The following is a 26,639-nucleotide window of genomic DNA, read 5'->3' as shown; positions in this document are numbered from 1 at the left end:
CGGTCAGGCGTCGGCGCGCAGCGGCAGCCAGGCCAGCACGTCCTGGATCTTCGCGTCCCAGTACGCCCAGTCGTGCGCGCCGGGGGAGAGGTCCACGGTCAGCGGGACGCCCCGCTCGCGGGCCGCCGCGACGAAGGTCAGGTTGTCCTCGTACAGGAAGTCCTCGGTGCCGCAGGCGACGTAGAGCGCGGGCAGGTCGGCTCCCGCCGCCCTGTCGAGCAGGGCGAGGGCGTCGTCGTCGCTGCCGGCGACCGCCCGTGCGCCGAAGACGGTGTGCCAGACGCCGGTGTCCAGGGGCGCGGTCGCGTGGTGGTGGCGGGCGGCCACGTCGAGCGCGCCGGAGAGGCTCGCCGCCGCGGCGAACCGGCCGGGATCGCGCAGCGCCCACTTCACCGCCCCGTAGCCGCCCATCGAGAGCCCGGCGACGAAGGTGTCCTCCCGGCGCGTCGAGAGCCGGAAGAACTGGTGACACAGCCGGGGCAGCTCGTCGCTGAGGAAGGTCCAGTACCGGTTGCCGTGCTCCTCGTCGGCGTAGAAGCTGCGCCCGACCTGGGGCATCACCACGGCCAGCCCGAGCGGCGCGACGTAGCGCTCGATCGAGGTGCGGCGCAGCCAGATCGTGTCGTCGTCGGAGAGGCCGTGCAGCAGGTAGAGCACGGGCGGGTCGCCCTGCCGGGCGCTGCCGGCCAGGCCGATCTGCGAGGAGGTCCGCTGGGGCAGGATCACGGTCATCGAGGTGCTGAGACCGAGCACCTCGGAGTGGAAGTCGACGCGCATCAGGGCCACGGTCGTCGACCGTAGCCCATGCTCAGGTCCAGTAGAGGACGCGGCAGGCGGGCAGCCGGGCGGCCAGCTCCCGGTCGAACCAGGAGCGCAGCTCGGTCATGGTGTCGCGCGGGTAGACGTACTTCACCGCGCCGAACCTGCCGTACCTGCGACTGCGGGTCGACTCGTCCATCTCCAGCCGGGTGCGCGGGTACCAGCCGAGCAGCACCTCCTTGCTGCCGGGGGTGAACCGGTGGGTGATCAGCTCGGCGGTCAGGTCGAGCTCCGGCACCCCGGCGACGGCGCCCGCCACGGCGTCGAGCAGCTCGCCGTAGTGCTCCCGCCAGTCGGGCAGCGGCATGATCGGCGCGACGGTCAGCCCCACCGGGTAGCCGTCGAGGGCGAGCCGGCGCAGCGCCGCCAGCCGGTGCGCGACCGTGGCCGTGCCGCCCTCCATCCGCTCGCTGACCGGGCGGCAGTTGACGCTGAACCGGACGCGGGTGCGGCCGGCGTGCGGCAGCCCCACGAACGTGTCGACGTCGGCGTACTTGGTGGTCCACCGCAGCTGCACCGGGGCGTCCCAGCCGGCGAAGTGCTCCACGGCCCGCCGCCAGCTGCCGGTGAGGTGCTCCAGGGCCAGCGGGTCGGTGTAGCAGGACGCCTCGAAGGTGGTGCCCTCGGCGGCCCGGTCGGCGCTGCGGCTGGTCACCGTGCCCCGTCCGGCGTAGTCGGTCAGGCCGGCGAGGATGTCGTCCAGGTCGGCGTACACCCGGGTCACCGGCGGGCCGGAGAGCGAGCCGGCCAGGTAGCAGTACTGGCAGTGGGCCGGGCAGCCCTCCGCCAGGTCGAACCGCCAGTCGGCGCTGGGCGCGATGGGTTGCAGCCGCCGACGCGACGGCGGGCTGACCACGATCGCCATGGTCGCCTTCGCCCGGGCGTACGTCTCGCGGTCGGTCTCGCCCCGGACGCCGGTCAGCCGGTTGGCGCGCAGCCGCTCGACCTCGATGCCCAGGGCCTCGACCCGGTCGGCGATCCGCCGGCCGTGCGGCCGCTCCAGCGCCGCCGGCGTGGCCACCACCCGGCGCGGCGTCCACCGCCGCGCCGGGCGCGTCGGGGGCGCCAACCCGGCCAGGTCGCGGGTCGGCACGCGCTCGCCGCTGGCGTCGTGCGGCGCGGGCGGTACGTCGACGGCGAGCGGCTCGTCGACGTCCACCGGCTCGGCCTCCGGCCTCATCCGCGCCGGTTACCCGCTGCGCCGGGCGGCAACCTCTGCTGCGGTCACCCGCGACCGCGCCCGATCGACCGCCGGGCGGCGACCCGTGGCGCGACGCCCGGCCGCCGGTCCTGCCGGGGTCACCGGGTCGCGGTCGCCGCCAGCCGGGCGTCGAGCGCGTCGAGGTCGGGGACGAACCACACGTGGTCGGCCCGGTTCGACTCCTCGACCAGGGCGCGCAGGGCGGCGCTGGCCGCCAGGTGCGCGGAGATGTCCCCGACGACGACCAGGCGCAGCCGGTAGTTGACGAACTTCTGCATGACCTCGCCGGCGAAGCGCGTGCCGAGGGTGAAGAACGACGCGTCCAGCCGGCCCGCCGGCACGGCCACCGTCTCGGCGCCGAGGAAGGCCGCGCCGACCAGGTCCAGCGCGTCCTGCTCGGTGACGATCGGGGGCCCGTCCGGGTCGCACACCAGCACCGGCACCCCGGCCCGCTCCTGGAGCACGTCAACCACCGTCCACCTCCCGGCCGAGCAGGCCGCTGTCGCCGTCGAGCACCGCGTCGAGCAGGCGCAGCACCTCGGCGGTGGCGGTGGCGCCGCCCAATATCACGATCTTCATGCGGTGCCGCTCCTCGTCGTGGACGGTCTGGATGCGCAGTGGCTGCCCGCGATCGCGGCCGGTGCCGGCCCCGGCCAGGACGAGCGTGCCGAGCCGGTCGGCCGTGGCGCGGTCGACGCCGTCGATCTGCACGATGCTCGACACCTCCACGGTCGCGGCGGCGGGGCGGGCCGACCGCGGTCGCCCGGTCAGCGCGTCCAGGTCGGCGCGGGCGATCCGGTACTGCTTGCCGATCCGCACCGCCCTGAGCCGGCCGGTGCGGATGTAGCCCCGGACGGTGCGCACGTGCAGGCCGAGCCGTTCGGCCACCTGCTCGACCGAGTACATTTCCTCACTCATCGCTCCCTAATCTAGGGCGGATAGGTAAGGATAGGGAAGTCGCCCGTGACGCGGGTCATGATCGCGGCGAGACCAGGGTCCGCCGTCTGGTGGGCCGGCGCAGCCGGGCCCGCACCGCGTCGATGAAGGTGTCCCGGGAGGTCGGGCCGCCGAAGCGCAGCCGGTCGTAGGCGGTGAACGCCGGTTCCAGCGCGTCCAGCTCGTCGACCAGGGCGGGCAGCCGCGCCGCCGCGTCGCCACCGGCCGGGTCGGCGTCGAGGTCCGCCAGCGCCGCCCGGATCGCCGTCACCAGTTCGTCCTTGCGGCGGATCGTGGCCGGGCTGACCGAGCGCAGGCAGACGTACCGGCCGTCGACGTAGGAGTTCCACTCCGCCGCCCCCACGACCGGGTCGGCCCAGTGCCCGGTGAACCACGCCGCCAGCAGGTCGGGGCCGCCGGCCCGATCGGCGAGCGCGAAGAGATCCGCGGGCACCATCTCCGCGCCGTCGGAGCGCAGGTAGCCCGGCAGGGGCAGCCGCCGGTCGAGCATCAGCCGGCGTACGCCGTCCGCGTCGCACCCGCGCTCGGCGCACAGTTCGTCGAGCGTCACGAACTGTGCGCTGACGTACTCGTCGTCCGCCCCGGTCATCGGGTATTCGCCGTTGACCTGCCGGAACCGCTCTGCCACCAACTGCCTGAGCCGCACCTGGCACCTCCCTGTCGCGCGTTTCCGGCGACCGTAACGGCGGGACGGTTCGGCGCCGGCCGAACGATCGGGCGAATACCCATTGCGGCCACCGTCCGGCGCGCCTAGCGTCGTCGACGCAAGGTCAACCGATCGCCCGGGGGGAGTACGCCGTGTCGCAGCGCGCCCGCACCGACGCCATGTGGCTCATGCCGCACGGCGGTGCCTCGCTGCCGACAGGCCAGCGGGTCCCCGGCCGGTGCCGCCCCGAGCAGGGCCGGCAGCCAGGGTGGCGGCGCGACTAGCGCCAGCGCGCACGCGCGGCCGCCCACCCCGTCGGGGTCCGGGCGGCCTTGTCGTCGACGGACCGATTTCCCCCTGCCGCACCCGTCGACCACCGTCCGACGGGCCGGCCGCGCGCTGGGCGCGGAGTGGCCGTGCTGGCCCACTCCCGCCGGGTTCGATTCCCGGGCGGCCGTCGAACCTCTCCGGTCCCACCACGACGGTGGCGGCCAGCCGACGACACGAGGAGACGACGATGAGTTACACCCCGCTCGCGGGCACCCGCGCGCCGGTCCGCGTCTGGACCGACCCGTACGCCATCGAGCCGCAGGCGGCCCGGCAGCTGCGCAACATCGGCGCGCTCCCGTGGGTGGAGGGCGTCGCGGTCATGCCCGACGTGCACTTCGGCAAGGGCGCCACGGTCGGCTCGGTCATCGCGATGCGGCAGGCCGTCTCGCCCGCCGCGGTGGGCGTCGACATCGGCTGCGGCATGTCGGCGGTGCGCACCTCGCTGACCGCCGCCGACCTCCCGGACGACCTGGCCGGGCTGCGCTCGGCGATCGAGGCCACCATCCCGGTCGGGTTCAACCAGCGGGAGAAGCCCGTCGACCCGCGCCGGATCCGGGGGCTGGAGCAGTCCGGCTGGGACGACTTCTGGGGCCGGTTCGCCGGCCTCGACCGGCGGGTGGCGCAGCTGGAGACGCGGGCCCAGCGGCAGCTCGGCACGCTCGGCGGCGGCAACCACTTCATCGAGGTCTGCCTGGAGCAGGGCGGCGCGGACGCGGGGCGGGTGTGGCTGATGCTGCACTCCGGCTCCCGCAACATCGGCAAGGAGCTGGCGGAGCGGCACATCGCCGTCGCCCGGCGGCTGCCGCACAACGCCGACCTGCCCGACCGCGACCTGGCGGTGTTCCTCGCCGGCACGCCGGAGATGGACGCCTACCGCCGGGACCTGTGGTGGGCGCAGGAGTACGCGCGGCGCAACCGGGCGGTCATGCTCGCCCTGCTCTGCGAGGTGGTGCGCGGGCAGTTCCCCGAGGTGCGCTACGACGAGCCGATCTCGTGCCACCACAACTACGTGGCGGAGGAGAGCTACGGCGGCGTCGACGTGCTGGTGACCCGCAAGGGCGCGATCCGGGCCGGTCGGGGGGACCTGGGCATCATCCCGGGGTCGATGGGCACCGGGTCGTACGTCGTGCGGGGCAAGGGGAACCCCGACGCGTACTGCTCGGCGTCGCACGGGGCGGGGCGGCGGATGTCGCGGGCGCAGGCGAAGCGCACGTACACCACCGACGACCTGGCCGCGCAGACCGCCGGGGTGGAGTGCCGCAAGGACGCCGGGGTGGTCGACGAGATCCCCGGCGCGTACAAGGACATCACCGAGGTGATGTCGCAGCAGGAGGACCTGGTCGAGGTGGTGGCGCACCTCAAGCAGGTCGTCTGCGTGAAGGGCTGACCGCCGACCGGCGCCTGGACATGTCGGCCTGTCCGTTGAATCCGGGTCAACGGTCCTGCTCCGATCTTGGCTTGATCGATGTCGCCGGCCCTCGAAGACTGGAGGTCACAACCACCTCAGCCGCACCGATGGGAACCCACACATGAACATCACGAACACGGTCGAGCCGGTCGCGTCGGCGGGGGCGCGACTCCGGACCACCAGGACTCGCACCCGCCCGACGAACCGGTTGCTGATGGGCTGCGGTGTCGCCGCGGGCCCGCTGTTCCTGGCGGTGGGCGTGATCCAGGGTCTGACCCGCGAGGGCTTCGACTTCACCCGCAACGCCCTCAGCCAGCTCAGCCTCGGCGACCTGGGCTGGATCCAGGTGGTCAACTTCGTCGTCGCCGGAACGCTGATCACAGTCGGCGCGACCGGCCTGCGGCGGGCGCTGCGGGACGGGCCGGGCGCCACCTGGGCGCCCCGGCTGGTCACCGTGTTCGGCGTCTCGTTCCTGGTCAGCGCGGTGTTCGCCGCCGACCCCGGCGCCGGGTTCCCCGTCGGCACCCCGGACGGCCCGACCACCGCTCTCAGCGTCAACGGCGCCGTCCACATGGTCGGCGGCATGATCGGCTACCTGGCGTTGTGCGCGGCGTTCTTCGCGCTCGCGCGTCGCTTCGCCGCGCAGGGCCGGCGTGGCTGGGCGCTGGCCTCCCGCATCGTTCCGGTGGTCGTCATCGCCGGTTTCGTCGGCTCGTCGACAAGCGTCCTGGTCTTCTTCGCGGGAGCGGCCCTGGGCCTGGTGTGGCTCTCCGCGACGATCGCCAGGCTCGCCACGACGACGCCGAACGGACGGTGATCGACCGACGCCTCGACCGACGAGCGGGCGACCGCTGTCGCAGAGCGTGATGTGACAACCGGACGTGATCTTCGCTGACTGGGTCAGCGGAGATCACGTCCGGGTCCGAGGAACCGGGGAGCGCAGGTTCGGCCGCCGTCGGCGCGGACGGCGGCGGCAGGCGAGGACATCGACCGCGCGCCGGCCCCTGCCGCTCCGGACCGTGTGGCGCGGCCCCGTCCTGCGGTCCCGTCCCCGGGACCGTAGAGTCTCGCCGTGATCGAGATCGGCACGCAGGTCGACCTGTTCCACCCGGCGAACCGGGTGTGGCGCGCATTGACGGACCGCGAACTGCTCGCCCGGTGGTTCACCGAGGTCGAATTGATGGACGGGACCCGCAACCGGCTGCTGCTCTACACGGCGGGCCTGCCCGGCTTCGACGCCGCCGTGGACGCGGAGCTGACCGAGCGGCGGGAGCCGGAGCTGCTCGCGCTGCGCTGCCTCGAGGGCGGGCGGCGCAGCCGGCTGACCTGTGCCGTGACGCCCACCGCCGAGGGCAGCCGGCTCTCGGTCCGCGAGGTGCTGGAGCACGGCAGCTGGCCCGACGAGCAGCGGGAACAGCGCGAGGAGTGCTACCAGCAGGCCATCGCGGGACGGCTGCCCGCGATCCTCGACTGGCTCGCCTTCCAACAGGTGGACCTGAGCCGTGGCGAGGTCGGCATGACGGCGGAACTGCCGGCCACCGAGGTCGCCGAGGAGTCGGCCACCGGCCGCCGCAACCGGCCGCTGCTGGTCGCCGGCCTGGCCGCCGCCGTACTGGCCGCGGGGGCGGCGGTGTGGGCGGCGCTGCCCGACGAGCCGGACCGTACCGCCGCCCCGATCCCGGCCTCGACCGCCACCCCGGCGCCCACGGTGGCGGCCACGTCGAGCGCCTCGGCCCGACCGACCCCCTCCACCCGGCCCACGCGGACCGCCACCCCGGAGGCCACCCGGGCGAGTCGCACCCCCACGGCTACGGCGAAACCCTCGCCCACGGCCAGCTCGGTCGCGCCGTCCGTCCCCGCCGTGACCGCCCGCTACGGCACCGCCTCCACCCGGCTCTTCGGCTTCACCGGCGAGGTGGTGGTCGACAACCCGGGCGGGGCGGCCGTGAAGGGCTGGACGGTGGTCGTCACGCTGGCCGACGGCGGCACGATCGACGACGTCAGCGGGGCCGACTGGCGCCAGGACGGGCAGCGGATCACCTTCACCGGGCCGCCCGTGCCCGCCGGGGGATCGCGCACGTTCACGTTCGAGGTCCGCGACTCCGACGTACGCACCAAGGCGCCCGAGAGCTGCACGGTGGGCGACACCCCGTGCGCCGGCCTGTGACGGCGAGCGGACCATCCTGTTCCACCGCCGCACGCCGACGGCTACCCGGGCGCCGGGCCGGTGACGGCGGAGGCCCACCGCCCGGCCGCCCCGCCGGTACGGCGTGCCGAGGCGTACGGCGGCTGGCGACGCGGCCGCGCGCGGTCCTCGCGGTGCGGGCCGCGCTGTTAGGATGGGCCGCGACTGATCGGGACAGGGAGACCAGACATGGCGGGTGACGACGACATCTCCGGGTGACACCGGAAGTGCCCGGCTGCCGGCAGGCGTGACACCGCCGCCGTGGCCACGGGCCGTCGCGTCGCAGACCCCCGTCCCCGGGCGCCCTTCCGCGCCCACGTCACACCAAGGGCTTCCGTCATGTCCGATGCCTTCATCGTCTGCTCCAACCTCTCCTTCTCCTGGCCCGACGACACCCCCGTCTTCCAGGGGTTGTCGTTCACCGTGGGCGCGGGCCGCACCGGCCTCGTCGCGCCGAACGGCGCCGGCAAGACCACCCTGCTCAGGCTGATCGCCGGCGAGCAGCGGCCGACCGCCGGCAGCGTCACCGTCGACGGCGTGCTGGGCTACCTCCCGCAGAGCCTGCCGCTGGCCGGCGACCTGACCGTGGCGGAGGTGATGGGGGTCGCCCCGGTGCTCGACGCGCTGCGCGCCATCGAGTCCGGCGACGCCGACGAGCGGCACTTCACCACGATCGGCAACGACTGGGACATCGAGGAGCGCACCCGCGCCCAGCTCGACCGGCTCGGCCTCGACGACGTCTCCCTCGCCCGACCCCTGCACACCCTCAGCGGCGGGCAGGTCGTCTCGCTCGGCCTGGCGGCGCAACTGCTCAGGCGGCCCGACGTCCTGCTGCTCGACGAGCCCACCAACAACCTGGACCTCGAGGCGCGCCGCAAGCTCTACGACGTGCTCGAAGCCTTCGGCGGCTGCCTGCTGCTGGTCAGCCACGACCGGGCGCTGCTCGACCGCATGGACCGCATCCTCGAACTCGACCGCAGCGAGATCCGCTCCTACGGCGGGAACTTCACCGCCTACGAGGAGGCCGTGCGCGTCGAGCGGGAGGTCGCCGAGAAGAACGTCCGCCACGCCGAGCAGGAGGTCAGGCGGGAGAAGCGGGAGATGCAGCAGGCCCGCGAGCGCGCCGAGCGCCGCGCCGGCAACGCCGCCCGCAACCTCAAGAGCGCCGGCCTGCCGAAGATCTTCGCCGGCACCATGAAGCGGGGTGCGCAGGAATCGGCGGGCAGGTCGAACGAGACCCACGCCGCGCGGGTCAGCGACGCCAAGGCCCGGCTCGACGAGGCGGGCCGCGCCCTGCGCGACGACCAGCGGATCACCCTGGAGCTGCCGGGCACCAACCTGCCGGCCGGCCGCACGGTCTTCCACGGCGAGCAGATCCAGGTCCGCTACGGCACGCGCCCGCTGTTCGCCGGCGACGGCGTCGACCTGACGATCCGGGGCCCCGAACGGATCGCCCTGACCGGCCCCAACGGCGCCGGCAAGTCCAGCCTCCTGCGGGTGGTCGGCGGCGACCTGACGCCGGAGAGCGGCCGGGTCAGGCGGGCCGACGGCCGGGTCGCGTACCTGTCGCAGCGGCTGGACCTGCTGGACCTGGACCGCACGGTGGCGGAGAACCTGGCGGCGTACGCGCCCGGCCTGCCCGAGGCGCAGCGGCTGACCCTGCTCGCCCGCTTCCTGTTCCGGGGTGCCCGCGCCCACCTGCCGGTCGGGGCGCTGTCCGGCGGGGAGCGGCTGCGCGCCACCCTGGCCTGTGTCCTGTTCGCCGAACCGGCGCCCCAGTTGCTGCTGCTCGACGAGCCGACCAACAACCTGGACCTGGTCAGCGTCGCCCAGCTGGAGGGCGCGCTCGACGCGTACCAGGGCGCGTTCGTGGTGATCAGCCACGACGAGCGGTTCCTCGCCGAGATCGGGGTGGACCGCTGGCTGCGGCTCGCCGACGGCCGGCTGCGGGAGAGCGACGCCACCGGGGCATAGTCAACGGCGCGCACCCGGGCACCGGGCGACGGGTCCCGGCCGAAACGGGCGTGACCAGGCCGGGCACGTCGCGGCCGCGGTCGAGGCGGGCAGGGCTCCGCGGTCTCGCACTGCTGCGCCCAGGCGTTCTCGCGGGCCGCGGCGTGCGCAGCCCGCAGCCTGCCCAGCGCCGCGGCGTCGATCAGTTCGGCGATCGACACCGCCAGGTCAACCGCGACACGGCCCGGATCATGTCCACCCGCGCGTCGTCCCGCGACCGCGAGGGCGTCAGCACGCGAAAAGTGTCTCTCCTGCAACGGTTGTGGACCCTCGGCGAGTCCTGTCGTCGCAGATGAGAGGCACTTTCGCTGTCAGTGTCTACTGGGTGGGCGGTCGCTATGAAGCATGCCTGGTGCGCTCAGCGGCAGCCTGCGGTGCGGCGAGGCGCGGGACGGACGGGGCCGGCTGTCGATCGGCCAGGACCCAGGCCGTGAACGCCTCGATGCCGTCTACCACCGCCTCGAAGCGCGGTGAGTGGTAGATGTCGAACGAGTGTTGCCCGCCCGGAAGTTCGGCGTAGACCACGGTGTTGTCCCCGGCGCGGCGCAGGCGGGCGGTGAAGTGCCGGGCGCCCTCGACGGTGCCCCAGGCGTCTTTGGTGCCGTGGGCGATGAAGAACGGTGGCGCCTCGGCGTGGACGTACCCCTGTGGCTGGAGTGCCGGCGGAGCCTCGTCGGGTTCCTCGCCGAAGTAGTGGCCGTAGTAGCCGTAGAGGCAGATGGCGCCGGTGACCGTCGTGTCGACCGATTCGAAGCCGGGCTGGAACGTCGGGTCGTTGGGGGTGAGGGCGCACAGGCCCGCAATGTTGGCGCCGGCGGAGCTGCCCGACACGAACAGCCTCGATGCATCGGCGCCGTACGCGTGGCCGTTCGTGCGGACCCAGGCGATGACCTTTTTGGCGTCGATCTGGTGGCCGGGGAACGTGGTCTGGGGCCGCAACCGGTAGTTGGCGCTGAGGCACACCCACCCTTGGCTCGCGAGATGGGTGAGCAGGGGCCGCGCCTCACGGCTCTTCTTCCCGCTGGTGTAGCCGCCGCCGTGGAAGTAGATCAGGACGGGCGCGTTCTGCGGCGCGTCGCGGTGGCGGTAGACGTCGAGGAGGTTTCGGCGCCCGGCGTCCCCGTAGCTGATGTTCTTGACCCGCTCCACGTCATGTCGCGCTCGCAGGAACGGTGCCAGCAGGATGCGTGCCCAGGGCCGGTGGCGACGCAGCGGTACGCGCACGCGGCTCCGCCAGCCTGTCCCCAATCCCTGCTCAAGCGCCTGCCCGACCGCCCGGTCACTGCGTATGCCCCTCCAGGCCGCGACGACGAGACCGGCGATGACTACGGCGGCCACGCCGGCCGTGATCTTGGCGCCCGTCGAGTCAAGATCGCCCTCTGAAGCGGCCAGCGCGGTGGCGGCTACCAGGAAGTAGATGCCCAGGAACGGCAGCTCGTTGATCACCATCCCGAAGAACCAGCTCATCATCGCCACTGGATGTGGCCGGCGCGGCGCGACTACGGCGAAGAACGTGCACCAGGCGGCGAGCGCCACCGTCACGACATATCCCATCGGCATGGCATCTCCACAGTCGGAGTCGGCACCCCTTGTCGATGACGGGGCGCTACGTAGCATCTCGTTGATGCTGCCCCTGGCCGAGTGATCCCCAGGTCCATCCGGGGCTGGGGACGTAGCGAAGGGTGCTGACGATCCGTTTGTGGCGACGAACCTCGACACCCTTCTCGCCGCACTGTACGTGAAGATCGACGACTGGCTGGGGCGGCCTCGTAGGTCCGGTCGGCCACCGAAGCTGTCAGACGCGGAGTTGCTGACCCTCGCGGTGGCCCAGGTGCTGCTCCGGATCCGGTCCGAGGGCCGCTGGCTGTGGTTCGCCCCCGCGCATCCGACTGGCCGCCGGGCTCCTGACCTCGGCGCTCGCGGTCGGGATGATCGTCGGCGCGCCGCTGCCAGCCGCGCACGTTCGTCCCGGTGTTCGCCGCGGCCCACGTCGTGGGCGCCCGCACGGCGAGTTTCGCGGTTCTGCTCGGCTCACATCGCGGAGGTGTGGTGTCAGACCGGGTCGGTGGGGCCGGCCGCGCTGCGATCCATTATGGAAGGATGAGCCGGGGTGCCGCGGTGACAAGACGGGGTGACAGTGGCGGGTGAGGTCGGGCAACTTGGCGACTACCGGCTCCTCCGGCTGCTCGGGGCGGGCGGGATGGGCAACGTCTACTTCGGCGTGTCCTCGACCGGTGACCGGGCGGCCGTGAAGGTGATCCGGCAGGAGTTGGTCAGTGACGACAACCTGCGGCGCCGCTTCGCCACCGAGATCGAGAACCTGAGGCGCGTCTACGGGTCCCGGGTGGCCCGGCTGGAGGACGCCGACCCGCTGGGCGATCCTGCCTGGCTCGCCGTTCAGTACGTCCCCGGCGCCACCGTCAACCAGTACGTCGGGGCACGCGGACCGCTGCCCGTCCGGCTGGCCGCGATGGCCGGGGCGATGCTCGCCGACGGGCTCGCCCGGGTGCACCAGGCCGGCGTGCTGCACCGGGACCTCAAGCCGCAGAACGTGATCCTGGGCCCCGACGGGCCGGTGCTGATCGACTTCGGTCTCGCCGTGCTGACCGAACACGGCAGCCGGCACACCCAGACGGGGCTGCTCATCGGCACCCCGGCCTACATGTCCCCGGAACAGGTGCGGGGCGAGCGGCTCCTCACCGCGGCGGTCGACATCTACGCCCTTGGCGCCACCCTCGTCTACGCCACCACCGGGCACGAGCTCTATCCGGGCACGAGCGGGCTGCACTCGTTGTTGCTGCGCATCACCGATCCTGAGGTGGGGCCCGACCTGGCCGGGGTGCCGGCGGAACTGACACCGGTGCTCACCGACATGCTGGCGCACGACCCGGCGGCCCGGCCGTCGCTGCCAGCGGTCCGCTCCCGGTTGCTGGCGATCGCCAGTGCCGACGGAACGGACGTCACGGAACTACGGCACCGGATCGCCGAGCTGACCTACACCGCCGCCGCGGAGCTCCTGGTGCCACGCGTTGGCGGGCAGCCTTCGGCGGCAACGGCCGGATCGCCGCCGCCGTTCCCCCCGTCGCCCCCCGACGAGGCCGTACCCCAGGCGACGGTCGGGCCGTCGCCGACGCGGCCTGTTCGTCCGCCGGCGCCGACCCGGGTCGACGGCGCGTCGGCGCCCCTCGGGTCGACCCGGACGGACGGGACTGCCGACGGGGCCGTGCCCACCCCGCGAGGCCCGTCCGGTGAGAGCCCGACGTCCCCCGCCGGGTCGCCCGCCTTGTTCCTCGGCGCGCGACCGCTGCGTGCTGTGGCACCCGTATCGCCAGATCCGGCGGGTCCGGTCGGGGAAGACCCGGACGACGACGGCGAGGCGATCGAGGTTCTCGAACCGTTACGGGCCCCGTCGGCGATCAGGGTCGCGAACGCGCTCGCCTTCCTGGGGGTCGCTCTGTTGGCCCTGTTCGCCGCGTTCACGTCGCTGTTGCTGTTCCGGTCAGGGGCGATCCTCTCGGTGGCCTTCTTCCTGGCGATGCTCGGCTTCGGCTGGTGGCTGAGCCGGTTCGGGCGGTGGGGGCTCGTCCTGGCTGCCGAGGACGGGCTCTGGCTGCAGCCCCGCGGCCAGTCCGCCATGACGTTGCCGTGGCCGTTGCTGTGGACGGTGAGTGTGCTGGCGGTCAACGGGCGGCCGGACCGAAGCCGGCTGGTCCTGGGGCTGCCCGCCGACCTGTCGCCCCAGATCCGTCGCTCCCTGGACGTCAACGGGACGCTACGCGCGGCGACAGGGGGTGGATGCACTCTCACTGTCGGCGATATCCGGATGGGCGTCGACGAGGTCGCCGGCGCCATCCGCCGCGTTGCCCCTGACGCCCCGGTGTGGGAGGCGCCGCCCGGCGCACCAACCCCGCCGGGGTTCGAGCACTATCCCTTCCGCATGCCATGGAGTCTCTGGCTGCTGGCCGGGCTCGCCGTCGCCTACCTGGCGGCCCACGTCCTGATGCTTCTGGTGTCGTACGTGTTGCAGAAGTAGCGCTGGCACGGCAGGTCACGGCCGTCGGGGAAGCAGCCTGGGGAGCGGCGCGGACCCGCCGCGTCTCGACCCGCGCCGCGATCGCTGGCCGATGAGAGGAGACGCCGCAGGTCGTCGCGTGACACGATGCGGATGGACCCGAGCAGGGGAGGCCAGCGTGTCGACACCCACCACCGAGCCGAGCCGGCTGCGCGGTCGCCTGACGCGGGTGATCCTCGTCCACGGGTTGCTGGCGGCGGCGTTCGCCCTGCTCGCCGCCATGGGTGCGACGTCGGCGGCCCGGGGCGCGAGAGCGTTCGGCCTGCCGTGGCTGATCGTCGGGGGAGCCGGTGCGCTCGGTGCGCTGCTCGTCGTCGTGGTCGCCTGGCGCCTGCGCGACGGCCCGCCGCCGGCGGCGCCGCGCCGCTGGCCCGTGCGCTGGGAGACGTCGGCGCGTCTGGCCATGGCGCTGGCGGCGCTGGCGGCGGCGACCGTCGGCTACGCGGTGGCGCCGGCGGGGTCGGAGCGCGGCTTCGTGCTCGGTGTGAACTGGACCCTCGCCGGCGCGCTGGCGCTGTTCGCCCTGGCCGCCGGCGACGTGCGACGCGTCGCCTCCCACAACGCCGGCGCCGTCCGACGCCGGCGACGGCGCGAGCCGTGACGTCCCCCGGAGAAGGGCGAGCGTCAGGCGCCACCACCCGGCGCCGGCGACGGCGCGAGCCGTGACGTCCACCGGAGAAGGGTGACCGTCAGGCGTCGGCCGGCGCGGGCGGGCGGCGCAGCGTCCGTAGCGGCGAACAGAACACCGGCAGCCAGGTCAGGGCGTTGGCGAGGGCGCCGACCACGAGGCAGGTCCGGACGTCGGCGTACTGGCCGAGCAGGCCGGCCGCCACCGCGCCGACGGTGAGCGCTCCGGTGAGCAGGAAGCGGAAGGTGGCGTTCATCCGGCCGAGCAGCGCGTCCGGGGTGGCGGCCTGGCGCAGGCTGACCCCGATGACGTTGCCCACGCCCGTGCGCCAGGCCAGCGCCAGCCAGCCGAGCCCCGCCGCCCACAGCATCGCCCCGGTGTCGATCAGTGCGACGAGCCCGCCCAGCGGCGCGACGAGCAGGCCGGGCAGCCAGAGCGCCCGACCGTGGCCGATCCGGTCGGCCATCGGCCGGGCGGTCACCGCGCCGAGCAGCGCCCCGACCCCGCCCACGCCGAGGAACACGCCGAGGGCGCCCGCGCCCAGGCCCAGCTCGCGCAGGAACACCACCGGAAGCATCGTGGTGGTCAACTGCATGGTGAGGTTGATGCTCGCGGTGGACAGGGCGAGCGGCCGCAGCAGCGGGTTGCCGGTCACGTGCCGGACGCCGGCGCTCAACCGCCGGCCGAACCCGCCCGCCTCCCGACGTGCCGGCCGGCGCGGGGCGCCGGCGGGGATCCGCCCGAGGATCGCCGCGGAGAGGGCGAAGCTCAGCGCGTCCGCGACGATCGCGACCGGCGCGGTGAGGACCTGCACCACCAGCCCGCCGAGCCCTCGTCCGGCGATCTGGAGGGTGGCGTTCGTGCTCATCATCAGCGAGTTGGCCGCCACCAGCCGGTCGCGGCCGACGAGTTCCGGCAGGTAGCTCTGCGCCGCCACGTCGGCGAACACGGTCCCGACGCCGGTCAGCAGCACCACCACGTAGAGCTGCCCCATGGTGAGCCCGCCGGCCCACCAGGCCACCGGCACGGACGCGACGAGCGCCGCCCGCAGCACGTCGGCCGTGACCAGCACGGCCCGGTGGGGCAACCCGTCGATCCAGACCCCGGCCGGCAGGCCGATCACCAGGAACGCGGCGGTGCTGAGCGCGCCCAGCAGCCCCACCTGACCGGGGCTGGCCGCCAGCAGGGAGACGGCGAGCACCGGCACCGCGAGGTGGCCGACGTGGAACCCGATGCCGTCGACGAGGGCGGCGGCGTAGAGCAGGCGGAACGAGCGGGGCCAGCGGGGATCGGGACGCCGGCCGGTGGCCGTCGCCGTCGCAGCGGTGGTCATGCCGCCCACCGTGCCGGTGGCGCCCCCCGAAGGCGATAGATTCGATCCTCGCCGAATCCACGGGGGTGGACGATGATGCTGGTCGGGCTGGAGGCGCGGGACCTCGCGACGACGCGGTTCGCCGTGTCGCCGCTGTGGGAGGTGGTCGCCAGCGTGCGGATCCTCCGGGGCGCGCGCCGGTTCCCGGAGCACCTGCCCTGGGCCGAGCGGGTCCGGCCGCGCCTGGCCGGCCTGGACTGGCGGCTCCTCGCCGACCTGGTTCCGGATCCCGCGGTGGTCATCCCGACCTTCGTCTGCCCGCCGCCGGCCACGTCGCAGCCCACCCTCGACGTGGAGCTGGCCACCCTGGTCGCCACCCCGGCCGAGGCCGTGCGGGCCAGCCTCGACGGCCAGCCCGGGCCGCGTCCACCCGGCCTCGCCGAGCTGTACGACGATCCGCCGGCCGGGCTGGCGCGGCTCGCGACGGTCGTCCGGGCGTACGCCGACGTGGCGCTCGGGCCGTACTGGCCGCGGATGCGCACCCTGCTGGAGCGGGAGGTGCTGCTCGGCGCGGCCCGGATGGCCACCGACGGGGTGCAGGGCCTGCTCAACCACCTGGACCCGTACGTCCGGCTGGAGGGCGACACGCTGCACGTCGACCACCTCGTCGTCTCCGGCGAGGTGCGTCTCGACGGGCGCGGCCTGCTGCTGGTCCCGTCGGTCTTCGCCGGACCCCGGGTCTGGTCCAACTTCGGCTCGCCGGGTGGCCAGCCCGTGCTGCGCTACCCGGCCCGCGCCGTGGCGACGCTGTGGGAGCGGGACCCGACCCCGCACGGCCGAGGGCTGGCCCGGGTGCTGGGGCGTACCCGGGCGGCGCTGCTGCACGAGCTGGCGGTGCCCACCTCGACCTCGGAGCTGGCCGACCGCTGCGGGCTGAGTCCCGCTACGGTGTCGGCGCACCTCGGGGCGCTGCGCGACGCGGGCCTGGTGGGCGCCCACCGCGCCGGCCGCTTCGTGCTGTACGCGCGGACGACCGCGGCGGAGGCGCTGGTCGCCGCCGCCCCCTGACCGACGGAAGGAACCGACATGACCGTGCGCACGCCGAGGGTCTCCTGCGTCTTCGTCTGCCACGACGGCGCCGGGCGGTTGCTGCTGGCCCGGCGCGCGGCCGGCGCCCGGGACGAGCCGGGGAGCTGGGACACGGGCGCGGGCGCGCTGGAGTTCGGGGAGAGCTTCGAGGCGGCGGTCGGTCGCGAGGTCGCCGAGGAGTACGCGGCCGAGCCGCGGTCGGTCACCCTGCTCGGGGTGCGCAACGTGCTGCGCGACGATCCGCCCTCGCACTGGGTGGCGGTGCTCTTCGCGGTGCGCGTCGACCCGGCCGAGGTGGCGATCGGCGAGCCGCACAAGTTCGACCGGATCGGCTGGTTCACCCGCGACGCGCTGCCCGCGCCGCTGCACTCGCAGCTGCCGGCGACCCTGGCGATGCTGCCCGACCCGCTGCCCTGACCCCGACGGGGACCCGCCCGTCGGGTGGTCCCGGTGGTGACGGGGCGGGGACGCCGGTATGACGATTCCGTTATGCCGTATATCGGCGGCGCTCGCCTTAGCATTCACGTACATCGATGACCGGCGGTGGCACGCCGCCGGCCAACTCAGGGAGTGCGTGTATGTTCCGACGACAACTGCTGCGCGCGGCGACCGCCGCGTTGGCGGCGGTGCTGGCCGCAACCGGAATGCAGGTCGCCACCGACACGAGCGCGTCCGCCGCCGCCCGCACCGTCTACTACGACGCCAGCCGCGCCGGCGAGTTCCGCACCAACTTCGACCAGGCCGCGGCCATCTGGAACAGCCGGGTCAGCAACGTCCAGCTGGTGGCCCGCACGCCGGGCAACGTCACCATCTACGTCGACAGCGGCTGGCCGCGCGCCCAGGTCACCAGCCTCGGCGCCGGCCGGGTCTGGATGGGCTGGACCGCCGTCAACCAGGGGTACAACCGCACCCGCATCGCCACCCACGAGCTCGGCCACATCCTCGGCCTGCCCGACCGGCGTACCGGGCTCTGCTCCGACCTGATGTCCGGCAGCAGCGCGCCGGTCTCCTGCACCAACGCCTACCCGAGCGCCGCCGAGGCGTCCCGGGTGGACCAGCTCTTCGCCGGCGGCCTCGCCCCCGCCGAGGTGCCCACCGGCACGTTCTCCTGGAACGACGGCGGCGACATCTCGCCGTACGTGGTCGGTGGCCGGCCCGCCACCGAGAACTACCCGTGGATGGTGTACGTCTCCGGCTGCACCGGCACCCTGATCAAGGCCAACTGGGCGGTCACCGCCAAGCACTGCTCGACGCCGTCCTCGGTGCGCGTCGGCAGCATCTACCGCAACAGCGGCGGCACCGTGGTCAGCGTCGTCCGCGCGGTCAACCACCCGAGCGTCGACGTGAAGCTGCTGCAACTGTCCAGCTCGGTCGGCTACGCCCCGGCGCCCATCCCCAGCACCTCGGGTGCCGTCGGCACCGCCACCCGCATCATCGGCTGGGGCCAGACCTGCGCTCCCCGGGGCTGCGGCGGCGCCCCGACCGTCGCCCACGAGCTGGACACCTCGATCGTGTCGGACAGCCGCTGCCTCGGCATCAACGGCCCGTACGAGATCTGCACCAACAACACCAACGGCAACTCGGGCGCCTGCTACGGCGACTCGGGCGGCCCGCAGGTGCGCCGCATCGACGGGGCCTGGGCCCTGATCGGCGCCACCAGCCGGGCCGGCAACAACAACTCCACCTGCGCCACCGGCCCGTCCATCTACGTGGACCTGCCGTCCATCCGGACCTGGATCAACACCCAGGTCGGCGGCCTGCCCGCCTGACGGCCCACCCCGGGGGACGCCGCGGCCGCGGCGTCCCCCGCTCGTCGTCTGCCGGGGTCCGCTCGTCGCCGGCCCGGCGCGTTCCCCGCTCGTCGCCCGCCAGCGTCGTCCCCCGCTCGCCGCCCGCCCGGGGCGTCACGCGGCGAGCACCCGCCGTGCGGTACGGTGCGTGACACATCGACCCCCTCCGAGGTGATCCATGCCCGCCGTGGCCGCACTCGCCCTGACCCTGGCGCTCGCCCCCGCGCCCACGCCCTCGGCCTCGGGCGGACCCGTCGGCGACCTCCTCGGCGGCGTGGGGCAGATCGTCGACGACCTGCTCACCGGCGGCGGCCGGGCGACGCCGAGCGCCTCCCCGACGCCGGCCCCGTCCGACCCGTCCGCCTCGCCCGACCCGTCGAAGCCGGCCGATCCGTCGGCGGCGCCGGCCGCGCCCGGCGCGACCGCGTCGGCCACGACGCCCGCTCCGGCCGCCGGTGGGGGCCGGACCGCGGAGGGGCCGGGCGAACGGAAGGCGGCGGTGCCCGCCCCGAACGGGCGGACGTCCACGTCGGACGCCCCGACGAGCGTCGGGGCCGCGCCGCTGAAGGACGACGGGGGAGCGGAGCGGTGGCTGCCCTACGGCCTGGCGGCGGCGGCCGTCGCGGTGCCGGTGCTGCTCGTCGCGCGCCGGCGTCGACCCGCCGCCCCGGCGCCCGCCGCCCCGGCCGGCGCGCCCGCTCCCACGCCCGACCCGGACGGGGAGCCCCTGCTCGACAACGTGACCCGGCTGCCGACGAACCTCAACGCCATCTACGAGCTGGGCCGGCTCGACGAGCGGCTGAGCCAGGAGCGCGACCGCCGGTCCTGACGGTCACCCGCCGGTCCGCACGGCCACCGACCGCGGTCGTGGCGGTCTTCCGCCTGCAGTCATGGCGGCTGACGCTGCCGCCTGCCGCCTGCCGCCTGCCGCCTGCCGCCTGCCGCCTGCCGCCTGCCGGCCCGTCGGCCCGCCGGCCCGCTGGTGGCCGCTGCTGCCGACTGGGGACCTTCGACCGACGACTGCCGACTGCCTGCCGTCGGTCCGGGAGGGCCGGTGCCGCCCATCGGCCGTCGGCGGTACCGCGCGTGATCCGCTGCTGACGCTCTGACCAGCGTTTCCGCCGGTTGGAAACGTTTTCGTAACGGACCCTTGACCTGTTCGCCACGGGCGGCGCAGACTCCCCGGAAACGTTTACAGGAAATCAGTTGGAGGTGCCGCGCGTGGGTCGTAAACGTTTACATGAGTCGGCCGACAGCCGGCCCACCGTCCACACCGTCGCCGCCCGCGCCGGCGTCTCCATCGCCTCCGCCTCCCGGGTCCTCAACGGCGTCGGCGGCAGCGAGGAGACCATCCGCCGGGTCCGCGCCGCCGCCGCCGAGGTCGGGTACGTGCCCAACGCCATCGCCCGCTCGCTGCAGTCGCAGCGCACCGGCCTGATCGCGCTCGCCGTCGAGGACATCGGCAACCCCGTCTACGTGTCGATGATGCGGGCCATCGAGGCGGTGGTGGCCGCGTCCGGCCGGCAGCTGCTCGTGCACGCCACCGGCGGGCGGATCGCCAACGAGACGGCCCTGCTGCGGCGGCTGGCCAACCGCTACGTCGACGGCATGATCCTCTCGCCGATCCGGGTCACCGACGACCACCTCGCCGCGCTGGTGCAGAGCCCGGTGCCGGTGGTGGTGGTCGGTCAGCTCGCCGCCGACGCGCCCGTCGACAACGTACGGACCGACTCCCGCCACGGCGTCGCGCTCGCCGTGGAGCACCTGGTGGCCACCGGGCGGCGGCGCATCGGCTTCGTCAACGGCCCGCTGGACACCGTCCCCGGCGCCACCCGCGACGCCGGCTTCCGCGCCGCGCTCGCCGAGCACGGCATCCCGCTCGACGAGCGGCTGGTCGAGGTCGGCGACTTCCAGTACCAGCCCGGTCGCGCGGCGACCGAACGGCTGCTCGCCCGGGCCCGCCCGGACGCCCTGGTCTGCGCCAACGACCTGATCGCCGTCGGCGCGCTGCACGCGCTGCTGGCCGCCGGGCACCGGGTGCCCGAGGACGTGGCGGTGGTCGGCATGGACGACACCGAGCTGGCCCAGATGATGTTCCCCCAGCTGTCCAGCGTCTCGCTCGGCTCGGCCGAGCGCGGTCGCCGGGCGGCCGAGCTGCTGCTGCAGCGGATCGACGACCCGGCCCTGCCGCCCCGCCGGGAACAGGTGTCGCCCGGCCTCGCCGTCCGCGCCTCCAGCCGGGCTGCCGTGCCCGCCCCCCGCCCGTCCACCGAGGAGGTGCCGTCGTGACCACCGTCGCGCAGCGGCCGGACGTCGACCGGAACGGTCCGGGCCGGCGGCACACCCGGTCCCGCTCCGACCGGACCATGATCTACCTGCTGCTGCTCCCGTCGCTGCTGCCGATCCTGGTGCTGTCGGTCTTCCCCCTGGTACGCGGCATGTACCTCGGGTTCACCGACGCCCGGGCCGGACGCAACGTCGACGTGAGCTTCACCGGGTTGGAGAACTACCGCGAGCTGCTCGGCGACGAGCTGTTCTGGAACTCCTTCCAGGTCGGCCTGCTCTGGGCGTTCGGGGTGACCGTCCTGCAGTTCCTGCTGGCCCTCGGGCTCGCGCTGCTGCTCAACCAGCGGCTGCGCTTCCGCGGCGTGGCGCGCGTGCTGGCCGTGGTGCCGTGGGCGATGCCGCCGGTGGTGGTCGGCATCCTGTGGAAGCTGGTCTACCACCCCGACGCCGGCCTGCTGAACGAGTTCTTCCACCGCGTCGGCGCCGACGGGCTGCGGACCAACTGGCTCGGCGACTTCGGCACCGCCCTGCCCGCCGTGATCGTCGTCGGGGTGTGGGCGGGCATGCCGCAGACCACCGTCGTGCTCCTCGCCGGCCTGCAGGGGGTGGGTCGCGAGCTGCACGAGGCGGCGGCGGTGGACGGCGCCAGCACCTGGCACCGCTTCCGGCACGTCACGCTGCCCGCGCTGGCCCCGGTGATCGTGGCGATCACCTCGCTGGACTTCATCTGGAACTTCAACTCGTTCGGCCTGGTCTACGTGTTGACCGCCGGCGGGCCGGGCGGCAAGACCATGCTGCCGATGCTCTTCGCCTACGAGGAGGCGTTCCGCTACGGCAACTACGGCTACGCCGCCGCGCTCGGCAACGTGATGGTCGTGATCATCGTGGCGCTGCTGGCCGTCTATCTCCGTCGCCGGCTCAGGGAGGCGAACTAGCCATGGTCGGTGTCGGGAGTGACCCCGCGAGCCCCGCAGTCCTGATCGGAGGGCAGTGATGTTCGGAAAGCCGAGCCGCACCGGGCGGGCGTTGCAGTACCTCGCGCTGGCCGGCTACCTGATCTTCCTCGGGTTCCCGCTGGTCTGGCTGGTCTCGACGGCGTTCAAGCCGCCGCGCGAGCTGGTCCAGCTGCACCCGACGCTGATCCCCACCAACCCGACGGTGGAGAACTTCGTCCAGGCGTTCACCGAGCAGGAGCTGGGCCGGGCCGCGCTGAACAGCCTCCAGGTCTCGCTCGCCTCGGCCGTGCTCACCGTGCTGGTGGCGCTGCCCGCGTCGTACGCCCTGGCGCGGTTCCGCTCGAAGCTCGGCACCGCGGCGCTGGGCTGGGTGCTGCTGTCCCAGCTCTTCCCGTTCGTGCTGCTGATCATCCCGATCTTCCTGGTGCTGCGGCAGGTCGGGCTGGCCAACACGCACGCCGGGCTGGTGCTGATCTACGTGGTGTGGGCGCTGCCGTTCGCGCTGTGGATGTTGCAGGGCTTCGTCCGCAACATCCCCCGCGAACTGGAGGAGGCCGCCTCCGTCGACGGCGCCAGCCGGGTGCAGATCCTGCGGCGGGTGGTCTTCCCGCTGCTCGCCCCCGGGCTGGTCGCCACCGCCCTGTTCTCGTTCATCTCGGCCTGGAACGAGTTCTTCTTCGCCCTCGTGCTGATCAAGACCCCCGAGCTGGCGACCCTGCCGGTCGCGCTGGCCCGCTTCGTGGGCATCGAGGGCACCGCCCGCCTGGGCCCGCTGGCGGCCGGCTCGCTGCTGGCCACCCTGCCCAGCCTGATCTTCTTCGCGTTCATGCAACGCCGGCTCTCGTCCGGGTCGCTCGCCGGCGCGGTCAAGGGCTGACCCCGTCCCCCATCCACCACCAAGGAGGTACCCCCCATGCTCCGTACCAGATTCCGTCGGCTCGCCGCGGCGGCGGCGGTCGCCGTCGTCGGCCTCGGCGCGCTCACCGCGTGCGGTGACGGCGGCGACGACGAGGCCGCGTCCGGCCCGGTCAAGCTGCGCTTCCTCAGCCTGGCCTGGCAGAAGGAGTCGCTGCAGGCCAACAAGGACCTGGTCGCCAAGTGGAACGCCGAGCACCCGGACATCCAGGTCGAGTACGTCCAGGGTGACTGGAACTCGATCCACGACCAGCTGCTCACGTCCTTCGAGGGCGGCGACGCGGCCGACATCGTGCACTACGAGGCGTCCGCCATCGGCGAGTTCAGCAAGCAGGGCTACCTGGCCGACCTGTCCAAGCTCGTCTCCGACGACCTGAAGGGTCAGATCGACAAGGGCATCTGGGACACCGTCACCTACGACGGCAAGGTCACCGGCGTGCCGTTCCTGCTGGAGTCGCAGGTCGTCATCGCCAACAAGAAGCTGCTCGACGCGGCCGGCGTCGCGGTGCCGCCCGCCGACGGCGGCTGGACCTGGGACGAGTTCCAGGCCAACGCGCAGAAGCTCACCAAGCCCGGCCAGTACGGCGCGGCCTGGGCGCTGAAGTCGCCCACCAACCGGGTGCTGAACCTGGCGCTCAACTTCGACGGGAAGTTCTTCTACACCGACGGCGGCCGCACCGAGGTCCGGGTCGGCGACGCCGAGAAGGAGGTCCCCAAGCGCATCCACGACATGATCTACACCGCGAAGTCGGCCTCCCCGGAGGCGCTCGGGATGAGCGGCGCGGACACCCTGCCCGGCTTCTTCGGCGGCAAGTACGCGATGCTGCCCGGCTCGGTGTCGCTGCGCCAGCAGATGGTCGAGCAGGCGCCGGCCGGCTTCGAGTGGGTCACCCTGCCGCCGATCAAGGGGCTGTCCAGCAAGCAGGCCGCCAACCCGCAGACCCTGTCGGTCGCCGAGGACTCCAAGCACAAGAAGCAGGCGGCGCAGTTCATCGAGTTCTTCCTGAACCCGACCAACATGGCCGCCCTGGCCAAGGGCGACTGGCTGGTGCCGACCGGCAAGCAGGCCAACGAGGAACTGGTCAAGCTCACCGGCGGCAAGCAGGGCTGGGACGTCGCCGCGGACAGCGCCGCCGACCTGACCGTCGCGCCGTTCCAGCAGGCCCAGGGCTACCCGGAGTGGAAGACCAAGTACGCCACCCCGGCCCTCCAGCAGTACTTCGCCAACAAGATCACCCTTGACCAGCTCGGCACGCAGCTGGTCGACGGTGGCAAGCAGGTTCTGAGGTAACGATGTCTCTCCTTCTCGACAAGTCAGTCGGATGTCTCGTCGGAGCCGCCGTGGGTGACGCCCTCGGCGGGGCGACCGAGACGGCGCTTCCGGAGCAGATCCGCGCCCGCTTCGGCGGCTGGGTCGAGGGCATCGTGCCCCCGTACCACGCCGACTGGGCCACCGCGCGGCCACTCGCGCCGTACCACAAGGGCGACGGGCACATCACCGACGACACGTTGATGACCCACGCGCTCGTCCGGGCGTACGCGGCCAAGCGCGACCACCTCGACGCGTACGACGTGGTGGAACTGCTCGTCCCCGACCTGATCGAGCGGGTGGTGTACATCCCGGACCTGGAGCGTGAGGGGGTGACCTTCCACCGGCTCGCGGCCGCCGAGCGGTGGCTGGTCACCCGCCTGCACCACGCGCACGCCGACCCGCGCGAGGCGGGGGTCGGCAACATCGTCAACTGCGGAGCGGCCATGTACATGGCCCCGGTCGGCATCGTCAACGCGGGCGATCCGGCCGGGGCGTACGCCGAGGCGGTGGAGATCGCCGGGGCGCACCAGCACAGCTACGGTCGGGAGGCCGCGGCGGTCTTCGCCGCCGCGGTCGCCGCCGCCGCGGCCCCGGGCGCGGGCGTCGAGGACGTGGTCGCCGCCGCGCTCGACCTGGCCCGCGACGGCACCCGGTCGGCCATCGACGCCGTGGTCGAGGAGGCCCGGGGGCACCGGGACTGGCGGGCCGCCATCGGCCCGCTGCGCGCCGCGGTCGCCCCCTACGACACGGTGGGGGAGGAGTACCGCAGCCCCGGGCTGGGCGCCCGGCGGCCGAGCCGGCTGCACGCCATCGAGGAGCTGCCGGTGGCCATCGGCATGCTGGTGGTGGCCGGCGGCGACTTCCGCGAGGCGGTGCTCGGCGCGGTCAACTACGGCCGCGACGCCGACTCGACCGCCACCATGGCCGGGGCGATCGCCGGGGCGCTCGGCGGCGCGGCGGCCGTGCCGGCACAGTGGTCGGAGGCGGTCGCGGGCGCGTCCCGCACCGACCTGGTCGCGCCCGCCCGGGCGCTCGCCGAGGTCGCCACGGAGGTCTTCGACCGCGACCGGGAGCGCTTCGCCCGCCGCGCCGAGCGCTTCGGCGGCCTCACCGACGCCCCGGCGGGCGGCACGGTCGACGGACCGTCGGGGGCGGTGGCCGGGGAGCCGGCGCGGTGAGGATCACCTGGGTGCAGCCCGAGGACCTGCTGCCGCACGAGATCGCGGCCAGCCGGGACGAGGGGCGCGACGTCGACGCGATCGCGCGGGAGTGGAGCGAGGCCGGCGGGGAGCTGACCCCGCCGGTCAGCGGGGCCTCGCCGACGCCGGCCGCGCCGCCGCTGCGGGCGCTGGCCGCCCGGCTGCTCGACGAGGCCGACGCGCTGCCGGGCGCCGGCAGCGCCGACGAGCCCGAGGACCTCGCCGACGTCCGCGCCACCTGGCCGGCGGCCTGGTCGCTGCCCACCGGCCCGCCCGCGTACGACCGGCTGCACGGCGCGTGGCTCGGCCGGGCGGCGGGCTGCCTGCTCGGCAAGCCGGTGGAGAAGATCCCCCGGCACGGGATCCGGGAGATCCTCGTCGCCACCGGCCGGTGGCCGCTGCGCGACTGGTTCACGGCCCGGGGGCTGCCCGCCGACGTGGCGGCCCGCTGGCCGTGGAACCGGCGCAGCGCCCCGACCAGCCTCGCCGAGAACATCGACGGGATGCCCGAGGACGACGACCTGAACTTCGCGCTGCTGGCGCTGCGCGTGCTGGAGACCCACGGGCGGGACTTCACCAGCGCCGACGTGGCGCAGGCCTGGTTGGACTGGCTGCCCGGCGGCCGGGTCTTCACCGCCGAACGGGTGGCCTACCGCAACCTGCTGCTGGGGCTGGCCCCGCCGGACACGGCGCGGCGACACAACCCGTTCCGGGAGTGGATCGGCGCGCAGATCCGTACCGACGTGTACGGCTGGGTCAACCCCGGCCGCCCCGACCTGGCCGCCGAGCTGGCCTGGCGCGACGCCGCGGTCAGCCACGTCCGCGCCGGGGCGTACGGGGCGATCTGGGTCGCCGCGCTGGCCGCCGCCGCGACCGTGGCGGGCGACGTCGACGAGGTGCTCGACGCCGGCGAGTCGGTGCTGCCGCCGCGCAGCCGGTTCACCGCCGCCGTCCGGGAGGCGCGCGCCCTCGGCTCGACGGTCGACGACTGGGAGACGGTGGTGGACGAGCTGTACGCCCGGCACGGCCACCTGCACTGGGTGCACGTGCGCAACAACGCCGCGCTGGTCGCCGCCGCGCTGGCGTACGGGCGCGGCGACCTGGAACGGTCGATCTGCGCGGTCGTCAGCGGCGGCTGGGACACCGACTCGACCGGCGCGACCGTCGGCGCGGTGACCGGGGCGCTGACCGGCGCGTCCGGGCTGCCCGAGCGGTGGGTCGGCCCGCTGCGCGACCGGCTGGCCAGCAGCATCGCCGGCTTCGACGGCATCGGCTTCGGCGAGCTGGCCGCCCGCACCCTCGCCCTCGCCGACCCGGCGCCGTCCGGCGTCACCGCGACCCGGGGCGGGCTCGCGTGAGCGCGCGGGTGGTCGTGGTGGGCAGCGCCAACCTGGACCTGGTGGTCACCGCGCCGCAGCTGCCCCGCCCCGGCGAGACGGTGCTGGGGGAGGACTTCCGGACGGTGCCCGGCGGCAAGGGCGCCAACCAGGCCGTCGCCGCCGCCCGCGCGGGCGCGCGGTG

General features: G+C 74.1%; 24 protein-coding genes and 3 pseudogenes. 20 read left to right on the top strand and 7 right to left on the bottom strand.

Annotation, left to right across the window (positions count from 1 at the left end; genetic code table 11):
* Positions 1–3: 3 nt before the first annotated feature.
* From ACWENR_RS14320 to ACWENR_RS14300, 5 genes are all read right to left on the bottom strand, one after another.
* A complete protein-coding gene (locus ACWENR_RS14320; RefSeq protein ID WP_452277434.1) occupies positions 4–786 on the bottom strand; it encodes an alpha/beta hydrolase in 783 nt (260 codons plus the stop codon).
* A gap of 22 nt (positions 787–808) precedes the next feature.
* Positions 809–1,999, bottom strand: a complete 1,191-nt coding sequence (locus ACWENR_RS14315; RefSeq protein WP_452277433.1) for a spore photoproduct lyase family protein — start codon at positions 1,997–1,999, stop codon at positions 809–811.
* Between the two features lie 119 nt (positions 2,000–2,118).
* Positions 2,119–2,493: a DUF4180 domain-containing protein gene (locus ACWENR_RS14310; RefSeq protein ID WP_452277432.1), complete on the bottom strand. Its 375-nt coding sequence runs from the start codon at positions 2,491–2,493 to the stop codon at positions 2,119–2,121.
* Positions 2,486–2,938 carry a helix-turn-helix domain-containing protein gene (locus tag ACWENR_RS14305; RefSeq protein WP_452277431.1) on the bottom strand — a complete coding sequence of 151 codons (453 nt, stop codon included), beginning with the start codon at positions 2,936–2,938 and terminating at the stop codon, positions 2,486–2,488. Before ACWENR_RS14305 ends, ACWENR_RS14310 begins: the two co-directional genes overlap by 8 nt.
* A gap of 55 nt (positions 2,939–2,993) precedes the next feature.
* Positions 2,994–3,623, bottom strand: coding sequence for a DUF6058 family natural product biosynthesis protein (locus ACWENR_RS14300; RefSeq protein ID WP_452277430.1), 630 nt, complete (start codon positions 3,621–3,623; stop codon positions 2,994–2,996).
* A 517-nt stretch (positions 3,624–4,140) separates the two neighbouring features.
* Between ACWENR_RS14300 and ACWENR_RS14295 the strand changes: the two genes are divergently transcribed.
* From ACWENR_RS14295 to abc-f, 4 genes are all read left to right on the top strand, one after another.
* Positions 4,141–5,340 (top strand): RtcB family protein, encoded by a 1,200-nt coding sequence (locus ACWENR_RS14295; RefSeq protein ID WP_452277429.1) that lies wholly within the window; start codon positions 4,141–4,143, stop codon positions 5,338–5,340.
* 142 nt (positions 5,341–5,482) lie between these two features.
* Entirely contained in the window at positions 5,483–6,178 is a 696-nt protein-coding gene (locus tag ACWENR_RS14290; protein ID WP_452277428.1) for a DUF998 domain-containing protein, read from the top strand.
* Between the two features lie 255 nt (positions 6,179–6,433).
* Positions 6,434–7,528: an SRPBCC family protein gene (locus ACWENR_RS14285; protein WP_452277427.1), complete on the top strand. Its 1,095-nt coding sequence runs from the start codon at positions 6,434–6,436 to the stop codon at positions 7,526–7,528.
* Positions 7,529–7,885: 357 nt separating this feature from the next.
* A complete protein-coding gene (gene abc-f, locus ACWENR_RS14280) occupies positions 7,886–9,520 on the top strand; it encodes a ribosomal protection-like ABC-F family protein (protein WP_452277426.1) in 1,635 nt (544 codons plus the stop codon).
* Positions 9,521–9,895: 375 nt separating this feature from the next.
* Here abc-f and ACWENR_RS14275 read toward each other — a convergent pair whose 3' ends face one another.
* Entirely contained in the window at positions 9,896–11,119 is a 1,224-nt protein-coding gene (locus ACWENR_RS14275; protein ID WP_452277425.1) for an alpha/beta hydrolase, read from the bottom strand.
* Positions 11,120–11,258: 139 nt separating this feature from the next.
* Between ACWENR_RS14275 and ACWENR_RS14270 the strand changes: the two are divergent.
* The 4 genes and pseudogenes from ACWENR_RS14270 to ACWENR_RS14255 all read left to right on the top strand — a co-directional run.
* Positions 11,259–11,507, top strand: a pseudogene (locus tag ACWENR_RS14270) (IS982 family transposase); the annotation flags it as partial.
* Positions 11,455–11,587: pseudogene (locus ACWENR_RS14265) on the top strand (Cmx/CmrA family chloramphenicol efflux MFS transporter); the annotation flags it as partial. The pseudogenes ACWENR_RS14270 and ACWENR_RS14265, both read left to right, overlap by 53 nt.
* Before the next feature lie 103 nt (positions 11,588–11,690).
* Positions 11,691–13,592 carry a protein kinase domain-containing protein gene (locus ACWENR_RS14260; RefSeq protein WP_452277424.1) on the top strand — a complete coding sequence of 634 codons (1,902 nt, stop codon included), beginning with the start codon at positions 11,691–11,693 and terminating at the stop codon, positions 13,590–13,592.
* A gap of 157 nt (positions 13,593–13,749) precedes the next feature.
* Positions 13,750–14,232 (top strand): hypothetical protein, encoded by a 483-nt coding sequence (locus tag ACWENR_RS14255; RefSeq protein ID WP_452277423.1) that lies wholly within the window; start codon positions 13,750–13,752, stop codon positions 14,230–14,232.
* Between the two features lie 88 nt (positions 14,233–14,320).
* On the opposite strand, the gene ACWENR_RS14250 is transcribed toward ACWENR_RS14255, so the two are convergent.
* Entirely contained in the window at positions 14,321–15,592 is a 1,272-nt protein-coding gene (locus tag ACWENR_RS14250; RefSeq protein ID WP_452277422.1) for an MFS transporter, read from the bottom strand.
* Positions 15,593–15,664: 72 nt separating this feature from the next.
* Between ACWENR_RS14250 and ACWENR_RS14245 the strand changes: the two genes are divergently transcribed.
* The 12 genes and pseudogenes from ACWENR_RS14245 to ACWENR_RS14190 form a co-directional block, all read left to right on the top strand.
* On the top strand, positions 15,665–16,639 hold the full coding sequence (locus ACWENR_RS14245) for a DUF5937 family protein (RefSeq protein WP_452277421.1): 975 nt from the start codon (positions 15,665–15,667) through the stop codon (positions 16,637–16,639).
* Between the two features lie 18 nt (positions 16,640–16,657).
* Entirely contained in the window at positions 16,658–17,077 is a 420-nt protein-coding gene (locus ACWENR_RS14240; RefSeq protein WP_452277420.1) for an NUDIX domain-containing protein, read from the top strand.
* A gap of 116 nt (positions 17,078–17,193) precedes the next feature.
* A pseudogene (locus ACWENR_RS14235) lies at positions 17,194–17,673 on the top strand (snapalysin family zinc-dependent metalloprotease); the annotation flags it as partial.
* 36 nt (positions 17,674–17,709) lie between these two features.
* The gene (locus ACWENR_RS14230; protein ID WP_452277444.1) at positions 17,710–18,429 is read left to right on the top strand and encodes a S1 family peptidase; all 720 of its coding nucleotides are present in this window, start codon (positions 17,710–17,712) and stop codon (positions 18,427–18,429) included.
* A 199-nt stretch (positions 18,430–18,628) separates the two neighbouring features.
* Positions 18,629–19,279 carry a hypothetical protein gene (locus ACWENR_RS14225; protein WP_452277419.1) on the top strand — a complete coding sequence of 217 codons (651 nt, stop codon included), beginning with the start codon at positions 18,629–18,631 and terminating at the stop codon, positions 19,277–19,279.
* Between the two features lie 392 nt (positions 19,280–19,671).
* On the top strand, positions 19,672–20,739 hold the full coding sequence (locus tag ACWENR_RS14220; RefSeq protein WP_452277418.1) for a LacI family DNA-binding transcriptional regulator: 1,068 nt from the start codon (positions 19,672–19,674) through the stop codon (positions 20,737–20,739).
* Complete coding sequence (locus ACWENR_RS14215) at positions 20,736–21,671, top strand: carbohydrate ABC transporter permease (RefSeq protein WP_452277417.1); 936 nt, start codon at positions 20,736–20,738, stop codon at positions 21,669–21,671. Before ACWENR_RS14220 ends, ACWENR_RS14215 begins: the two co-directional genes overlap by 4 nt.
* 58 nt (positions 21,672–21,729) lie before the next feature.
* Positions 21,730–22,569, top strand: a complete 840-nt coding sequence (locus ACWENR_RS14210; RefSeq protein WP_452277416.1) for a carbohydrate ABC transporter permease — start codon at positions 21,730–21,732, stop codon at positions 22,567–22,569.
* Between the two features lie 36 nt (positions 22,570–22,605).
* Positions 22,606–23,898 (top strand): ABC transporter substrate-binding protein, encoded by a 1,293-nt coding sequence (locus ACWENR_RS14205; RefSeq protein WP_452277415.1) that lies wholly within the window; start codon positions 22,606–22,608, stop codon positions 23,896–23,898.
* A 2-nt stretch (positions 23,899–23,900) separates the two neighbouring features.
* Positions 23,901–25,097, top strand: a complete 1,197-nt coding sequence (locus tag ACWENR_RS14200; RefSeq protein ID WP_452277414.1) for an ADP-ribosylglycohydrolase family protein — start codon at positions 23,901–23,903, stop codon at positions 25,095–25,097.
* Positions 25,094–26,476, top strand: a complete 1,383-nt coding sequence (locus ACWENR_RS14195) for an ADP-ribosylglycohydrolase family protein (RefSeq protein WP_452277413.1) — start codon at positions 25,094–25,096, stop codon at positions 26,474–26,476. The genes ACWENR_RS14200 and ACWENR_RS14195 overlap by 4 nt, the downstream gene beginning before the upstream one ends.
* On the top strand, positions 26,473–26,639 hold a 167-nt coding region (locus tag ACWENR_RS14190; RefSeq protein ID WP_452277443.1), incomplete at its 3' end, for a PfkB family carbohydrate kinase. The genes ACWENR_RS14195 and ACWENR_RS14190, both read left to right, overlap by 4 nt.

The sequence above is a fragment of the Micromonospora sp. NPDC004336 genome, assembly GCF_053602615.1.
This window is presented reverse-complemented; position numbering and strand designations above follow the sequence as displayed.